General features: G+C 45.8%; 8 protein-coding genes and 1 pseudogene. 4 read left to right on the plus strand and 5 right to left on the minus strand.

Annotated features, from left to right (window positions below):
* Positions 1–114: 114 nt before the first annotated feature.
* Together ACTHY5_RS08205 and ACTHY5_RS08210 are read right to left on the minus strand one after the other, a co-directional pair.
* Entirely contained in the window at positions 115–1,464 is a 1,350-nt protein-coding gene (locus ACTHY5_RS08205; RefSeq protein ID WP_441878563.1) for a sodium-dependent transporter, read from the minus strand.
* A 164-nt stretch (positions 1,465–1,628) separates the two neighbouring features.
* Entirely contained in the window at positions 1,629–2,753 is a 1,125-nt protein-coding gene (locus tag ACTHY5_RS08210; protein WP_441878565.1) for an acyl-CoA desaturase, read from the minus strand.
* A 144-nt stretch (positions 2,754–2,897) separates the two neighbouring features.
* Here ACTHY5_RS08210 and fabR point away from each other — a divergent pair, with 144 nt between their 5' ends.
* Both fabR and ACTHY5_RS08220 read left to right on the plus strand, forming a co-directional pair.
* Entirely contained in the window at positions 2,898–3,509 is a 612-nt protein-coding gene (fabR, locus tag ACTHY5_RS08215) for an HTH-type transcriptional repressor FabR (protein WP_441878567.1), read from the plus strand.
* Positions 3,510–3,532: 23 nt separating this feature from the next.
* A complete protein-coding gene (locus tag ACTHY5_RS08220; protein WP_441878569.1) occupies positions 3,533–3,910 on the plus strand; it encodes a YijD family membrane protein in 378 nt (125 codons plus the stop codon).
* Between the two features lie 60 nt (positions 3,911–3,970).
* On the opposite strand, the gene ACTHY5_RS08225 is transcribed toward ACTHY5_RS08220, so the two are convergent.
* Positions 3,971–4,843 (minus strand): sulfurtransferase, encoded by an 873-nt coding sequence (locus tag ACTHY5_RS08225; RefSeq protein WP_441878571.1) that lies wholly within the window; start codon positions 4,841–4,843, stop codon positions 3,971–3,973.
* A 781-nt stretch (positions 4,844–5,624) separates the two neighbouring features.
* Between ACTHY5_RS08225 and ACTHY5_RS08230 the strand changes: the two genes are divergently transcribed.
* Positions 5,625–5,972 carry a putative signal transducing protein gene (locus tag ACTHY5_RS08230; RefSeq protein ID WP_441878573.1) on the plus strand — a complete coding sequence of 116 codons (348 nt, stop codon included), beginning with the start codon at positions 5,625–5,627 and terminating at the stop codon, positions 5,970–5,972.
* Positions 5,973–6,006: 34 nt separating this feature from the next.
* On the opposite strand, the gene ACTHY5_RS08235 is transcribed toward ACTHY5_RS08230, so the two are convergent.
* Both ACTHY5_RS08235 and rsmD read right to left on the minus strand, forming a co-directional pair.
* Positions 6,007–6,324, minus strand: coding sequence for a DUF1145 domain-containing protein (locus tag ACTHY5_RS08235; RefSeq protein ID WP_441878575.1), 318 nt, complete (start codon positions 6,322–6,324; stop codon positions 6,007–6,009).
* A complete protein-coding gene (rsmD, locus tag ACTHY5_RS08240; protein ID WP_441878577.1) occupies positions 6,321–6,917 on the minus strand; it encodes a 16S rRNA (guanine(966)-N(2))-methyltransferase RsmD in 597 nt (198 codons plus the stop codon). Before rsmD ends, ACTHY5_RS08235 begins: the two co-directional genes overlap by 4 nt.
* 129 nt (positions 6,918–7,046) lie before the next feature.
* Here rsmD and ACTHY5_RS08245 point away from each other — a divergent pair.
* Positions 7,047–7,402, plus strand: a pseudogene (locus ACTHY5_RS08245) (signal recognition particle-docking protein FtsY); the annotation flags it as partial.

The raw sequence follows: 7,402 nt of genomic DNA on the forward strand, positions 1-7,402 counted from the left end.
GTAGACCCTTTGTTCGACTTTTTATACAAACAAAAATAGATCAGTTATTTTTCCAAATTGGTATAAAAAGGGCTCTTTAATAGTAAGAGCCCAACGCTCGGCACTATTTACTTGTTAGCCCGCAAATGACTGCACTATTACCACCAGCACTAATACCGGGCAGACAAAGCGCACGTACCAAGGCCACACTTTCCAGAATAAACCTCGCTCTATTTCGGGATAGCCGGCTTTCAGCTCATTCAGTACCGAGTGACGATGCCAAACCCAACCCGCATAAAGCGTAATACACATACTCACCAGTGGCTGAGCATACTGAGTTGTGGCAGTGATCACTAGGCCGAATAAGCTGCCAAAGTTAAATACAATCACAATACTAAACAGCGTACATAACGCAGTGACCAGCCAAGTGGCCTTAATACGCGACAGCTTGGTAGATTCCAGAACCAAAGACACCGGAGCTTCTAGCATCGAAATAGCCGAGGTGAGTGCCGCTACTATCATCAATAAAAAGAAGGCAAAGGCCACGGGGTATTGTGCCGCTCCCATGGTATTGAATAAGGCAGGTAATACCGAAAATACCAAGGTATCTGAGCTGAGTAGACTACCGTCGTCGGCAAAAATGGTCACACCATTATGCTGTGCCACATACATAGCCGGCAAAATGAGCATCCCTGCCATAAAAGCCACACCGGTATCGAGTAATGTAACTTGGGCCGCTAAGGCCGGAATATTAGCTTGGCGATTAAGATAAGAGCCGTAAAGCATCATCACCGCTGCCCCTAACGACAATGAAAAGAAGCTCTGACCCAGTGCGCCTATTAATACATCGCGATTTAATACCTGCGCAAAGTCAGGTACTAAATATACCTTTAAGCCCTCACTGGCGCCGGGTTGAAACAACATATAACCGGTTAATAACACCAACATGACTAATAGTAGTGGCATTAGTCGGCTCGACCATTTTTCAATACCTTGCTCAAGACCTCGGCTCACCACATATAAGCTTAATAGCGCAAAGACTAGGGTAAACACCACATTACGCGAGGTTGAAAAGTCCGTTAGCCAGCTGGCTGTACTACCTGCTCCCACCAAGCTTGCAATGGGATCTAAGGCATAAGAGATAAACCAGCCCGACACAATGGCATAAAAAGTAAAAATAAAGCTGACGGTTAATACTGAAGCCAGGCCCACCAAACCCGCAATGGACTTGCCCAGCGGTTTTTTAGTCAGGGTTTTAAGTGCTAAAAATGGGTTAGCTTGGCCATGGCGACCAATGGTAATTTCTGCCACCAACATGGGGTAACCCAGTAAAAAAATAAACAACAGGTAGACCAGCAAAAAGGCACCACCACCATTACTGGCAGCTTGAGTTGGAAAGCCCCAAATATTACCCACGCCAATGGCTGAACCGGCGGCGGCCATCACAAACCCTAGCTTGCTGCTAAATTGCGCCCTTTTTTCCACGTATTGCTGCTCCTGCTGGCTATAAAGTTAAACGGCGAGTAGCTGTTAACTTAAAATAGCGGTGACTATGATATTTTGCTGGGTTTTTGTCAAAGAGAAAGCGCCAAGCCATCAATCGGTCTCTTAGTCACAGCCCTATAGCAGCTTACTTAGGCATTAGGTGGTTACGCCAACTCCAAGCGCGTGGTCAATTTTAACCAGTTGCGGCGTTGAATAGTAAAGGCGGCTTTAAGTTCGTCACAGCTTAAACGTAGGCGTAGCTCTTCATATTTACAGCGCACGGCTTTTTTCTTTATATCTAACAAATGCTTACGCATCTGGTAGTAATCTTTTAATTGCAGTAACAACCGCTCATATTCGCTGTGTAATAAGGCTAACCATTGCTCGGTGTCGGCGGTTTGCTGGCGCTTCATAATCTTTTGACGGGCAACTTCAAAACGACGTTCTAGCTGCGCTTGCTCAATGCGCTCGGGCGGACAAGTCCGTAGGCGAGAGGTTAGCTTTAACCAACTCATGCTACGGATCAGCCACTTAGTGGGATCATAATGCCACCAGCGAATACCGTTACGGTAATCAAACTCAAACAAGTGATGAAAATTGTGGTACCCCTCACCAAAGGTGAGCACAGCTAAAATATCGTTATCTCGTGCTGAGTTTTTGCTGGTGTAAGGCTGACGGCCCCAGAAATGGGCGAGTGAATTAATAAAGAAGGTGACGTGATGTCCCAAAAATAACCGTAAACCACCGGCCAAGAGCAACATGCCCCAAATATCACCATTCCACAATCCGAGTAATAATGGTAGCCCTGCATTCATTAGCACCGTCAGTAATAAATAGTATTTATGCTGAAAAGCCAGAATACGATTACGTTTAAGGTCAGCAATATTACTGTCGTCTGGGCTGTTGTAGTGGCGCAGCATCCAGCCCATATGCGAGAACCAAAGCCCTCTGCTCGCTGAGTAAGGGTCTTTATCAGTATGATCGACATGGCGGTGATGACGACGATGATCGGCGCACCAATGATAGGCCGAGTTTTGCAATGATAAAGCACCACCTAAGGCAAATATCCATTGTAGCAATGGGTGTGCGGCATACGCTTTATGTGCCCATAAACGATGATAACCGGCGGTAATAGATAAGCAGCTATAGCTAAATAACGCCAACATTGCGAACCACTGCCAACCATTAAAACCATGACTAAGCCCATACCAAGGTACAAGCACTAATGCTGCTAATCCCGTCACAGAAAATACGGCCAGATTAGTCCAAATTATAGGGGGTTTTTGCATCTTAATTATCCATTGAGCGAACAGCTGTACGCCATTTTTGACTGTAATAGCGATAGGGTCAATCAAAAAATGAGCGAACGGAGCTGATTGCATGGTAAGAAAGGGGTATGATCACTACATGAATAAGCTAGATCTTGGTGTGCAGTGGGCATTCGTGCAGAACAAAAAGAAAAGACTCGACGCACGTTAATTGATGCGGCTTTTAGTCAGTTGAGTGCAGAGCGTAGCTTTTCTAGCTTAAGTTTGCGCGAAGTAGCGCGAGAGGCGGGGTTAGCACCTACTTCTTTTTATCGTCATTTCAAAGATATGGAAGAGTTAGGGTTAACATTGGTTGATGAGGGCGGGCTCACCCTTAGACAACTTATGCGTCAAGCTCGCCAGCGTATTGCCGATGGTGGTAGTGTTATTCAAATATCGATAAAAACCTTTATGGAATTTATCGAACGAAGTCCAGATGTGTTTCGTTTATTATTACGAGAGCGCTCTGGTACCTCGGCGGCGTTTCGTCAGGCAGTGGCTCGTGAAATTCAACATTTTACAGCTGAACTGACAGATTATTTAGAAGAGAAGCAGCAAACTAGCCGAAGTTATGCTGAAATGCAGGCTCAGGCTATGGTCACTATTGTATTTAGTGCTGGGGCAGAGGCGCTGGATATGAATGAAAATGAACGTTTAGCATTGTCTGAACGTATGACCTTGCAACTGCGGATTATTGCTAAGGGCGCAGATGCATACAATAAAGCAAAAAGGCTTTAAGCCTTATATGAGGAAGGATGATCATGTCAGCAAGTAAAACAATTCGTCGTAAACCTATTTTGTTAGCCCTGTTGGTTGGTCTATGTGGTAACGCCACTTTAGCGACCTTAAGCGTTAGCCAGTTGGCGTTTTCGATTTTCCCGATTATCGCGTTAGCGTTAGCCGCTCGTATGTTATCTCAAGAATACTTAAGTGCCCCCATGGAAGGAGATACTCCTTTGTGCACCTTACTGGCATTTTTGGTAGGTGTGTTTGGCTACTCAGCGGTGTTACGCACCCAGTTTCCTGATATGGGCACTAACTTTTTTTCGGTGATGATTAGCTTGGTACTCGTTATTTGGCTAGCGCTAAAAATGGGTGTCGCAGCACGTCCGGTAGCAGAAGAAGACGTTAAGTCATAATCTGACTCTCGCTTGCACTAAAAAGCCCGCCATTAATGGCGGGCTTTTTATTGTGTCGGTTTAGTCTGTTATAACGGGAAGATGTGGCGAACTCCCCCATTCGGCCCATGAGCCATCATAAACGGCAATGTGCTGATGCCCTATAATATTGGCAGCTAACGCCAAAATAGCAGCGGTAACGCCCGATCCGCAGCTGCAAATTAAGTTGTGCTCAGTAGAGAGCAGCTTGGCGAACTTATCTGCTAACTGTGCCTGAGGTAAAAAGCGCCCTTGTTGCAATAGTTCACCAAAAGGTAAGCAGATAGCCCCCGGCATATGACCGGCTCTAACCCCTGAGCGGGGGTCTGCGGCTTGGCCGCTAAAGCGTTCGAAACTTCTGGCATCCAAAACTTGGCTGTGTACTTGCTGAGAGCTCTGTGGCGAAGGTAATGCCATTTGTACTTGCCCCGCATCGGCTATCCAAGCCGCTTGCCGCTTAGCGATAAACTCTCCTTTAACGACTGGTTTGGCGTCGCCGCTGGTTACGGGAAGCCGCTGTGCCATCCATTCGGGCAAGCCGCCATCTAGTACGGCTACGTGTTCATGCCCCATGGCTTTAAACATCCACCACACCCTAGGGGCAGAAAATATGCCACTGCCATCGTAGATCACAATACAGCTGTGGTTATTTACCCCTAACGAAGAAACCTGTCGTGAAAATTGTTCAGCGGATGGCAGCATATGTGGAAGTGGGCTGTTTTCGTCTTTTATCTTGCTATCAAAGTCAAAAAATTGGGCGCCAGGAATGCGTTGAGATAGCCACTCTTGTTCTCCCGAGCGTTTAGCTGCTGGCATATACCAGCTGGCATCTAATACCACTAAATTAGGATCGTGCAAATGAGTCGCTAACCACTGGCAATCGACTAACGGAGTGGGTGGGGTTAATAGGGTCATTTTATTACTCCTTCGGTATTCGTTGATTCATGGTAAGCGGACTCGGTTATTCAGGCTACTTTTTGTTAATAATCGTTTACAGCCGTGGTTTTTTGGTAATAACTGCGCTTTTTGCACAATAAGTGAGTGCTGTTAGTCCTCTCTCTATTTACTGACAACCTATCTTTGTAAGAGATTGGCCCATTTTTTTGTAAGTAATGTCGCAACCCTCTGGTGGATAACACGCTTTAAGTTGTGGCTTTTTCGTTAGTAGATGTTTATTTTGCTTTAAAAACAAAGCTTTATGTTATTGCTGCATGATGGAGTTTAATTTTCTCTGAGTTTCTATATTGAGAGATTAGTGAAAACCTCTATAGTTAATTGTGCAGGGAGCGAGGAAGTCCATCAGGAAGATAGACTTGCCAAGTAAGGCAAATAGGAGTACCCGCAGGATGCGGTAAGGGACACCTCCAGGATGGAGAAAGTACGCGAATCAGGATGAGTCGCCGTCAGGATGACAAAAAGGACACGCCTAAGGAATAGGTGAGGAAAGACCTTAAGGATTGAGGTAATACGTCAAGGAGTGCAGGGAGCAACTTGGTTTAGGGAATAGAGCCGTACGACAACCCAAAAGGGGGTGACATAATGTCACCCCCTTTTCTATGAGCGCCTTTCACCTAAGATGAGTTCTGTAATACCCATCTGGAAAACTAATACCAATCACACTAAACATTTTGTGCTTCTAGCGCTCAACGTAAAAAAAGATCACATCTTTGCTTAGACGAGTATGATGGAGTTTATTATGCGGTTAAAAGGTAAAGACATGAGTGAGTGGGTGAGGGTTTATCAGGCTGCTAATAGCTTAGAAGCGCATACTATTAAAGGCGCCTTAGAAGTGTCTGGCATTCAAGTGCAGCTTAAAGGTGAAGCGTTAGCTGGGGCCTTAGGTGAGCTGCCTGCTAATGTCATTGAAGTGACCTTGCACGTTCGCCCCCAGAATATAGCGCAGTCGCAATTGATTTTAGCGCGCTATCAGCAAGAGCAGCGCCCCGATTGGTATTGTGCACAATGTGGGGAACATAACGCCGGTAGCTTTGAGCTTTGTTGGCAATGTGGCCAAGACGCACCAAGCATCCTAGGTGAAGAGTAAAGGGAGCTAAGCTCCCTAGAGCTGAGATGTAATATTACTTTTCTTGCTGTTGCTTTCTTTGTGCGTTTTTCTGCTTATTTTCTTCCATAACTTCTTTTAAGCGAGCGCGGTGTTTGTGCATAGCAAAAGAGCCAAAGACCAGTACACCAAGATAATCTTGCGTGCTGGGGTTGAGTATGTTGGCTACACGCTTAAGCATAAGTATTTGTAATATATGCATAACAAGTACAATAGCGCCTAAAATAAGCGGCATTAAACCCACTTCTTTAAAGTCTGGACCTGCAAGAGCGTAAATAACGCCAGCCCAAAATAGTAGCATGATCAGTTTCATTGCTAAGTTTAATAGTTTCATTGTTCATTTTCCCTTTGGTAAAGTTGATAAATAACTTGGCCTGCGTGCTTATCTTTTAATAGTCGCCAATTAGTTGGCAGTGATAATGATTCAGGTGATTGCTCTCGCTCAATATAAATTTTTGCATTATCATTTAACCAGCCGTTTTCTTCTAACCACTGGCAGACATTGGGCAGTAATTCACGGTGAAAGGGCGGATCAAGAAAAACCAAGTCAAATGCGCTAGCGGGAGTCTGTAAAAAGTGTACGGCATCGCTATGAATGACTTTGCCTTGAGCTGCTGGCAAGCTGGCAAGATTGTGTTGTAATTGTTGAGCTACTTTGGCATCTTTTTCTACTAAAATGACCTCTTTGGCACCACGAGATAGGGCTTCAAAGCCTAGACTACCGCTGCCGGCAAACAAGTCTAAGCATCGACAATGGGGAATATCGAACATTAACCAGTTAAATAATGTTTCTTTTATTCGATCGCTCGTCGGCCTTAGGCCCTCGCTATTGAGTACCGGTAATTTACGCCCACGCCATTGTCCGCCAATCAAACGAATTTGTCCGATGCCTACTGCGGCTTTTTTAATTGGTTTTGCTTTTGCCATCTCGTTTCGCCGTGTTTCAATAAAGTGCTAGTATAAGGCGGTTTGCACCCATAAGGGGTGAGTATTCTAAAGAAGGTGCCGAGTTACGGCTAGTCCTAATCACCCCGACATTTAGTGAGTAATATTAGAATGGCAAAAAAAGGTTTTTTTTCATGGCTGGGTTTTGGCAAAAACAAAGATCAGCAAGCAACAGACGTAGAACAAGAAAAGCATGCGCAACAGCTTGCTGAAGAGGCCAAAGCCGCCGAGGAAGCACGATTAGCCGCAGAGGCGAAAGCGGCCGAGGAAGCGCGATTAGCGGCAGAGGCGAAAGCCGCCGAAGAAGCGCGATTAGCGGCAGAGGCGAAAGCGGCTGAGGAAGCGCGGTTAGCCGAAGAGGCGAAAGCCGCCGAGGAAGCACGGTTAGCCGAAGAGGCGAAAGCCGCCGAGGAAGCACGGTTAGCGGCAGAGGCAAAAGCGGCCGAGCAAGCACGATTAGCCGAAGA

The sequence above is a fragment of the Oceanisphaera sp. genome (genome assembly GCF_052084945.1).
In the GTDB taxonomy this organism is placed as follows: domain Bacteria; phylum Pseudomonadota; class Gammaproteobacteria; order Enterobacterales; family Aeromonadaceae; genus Oceanimonas.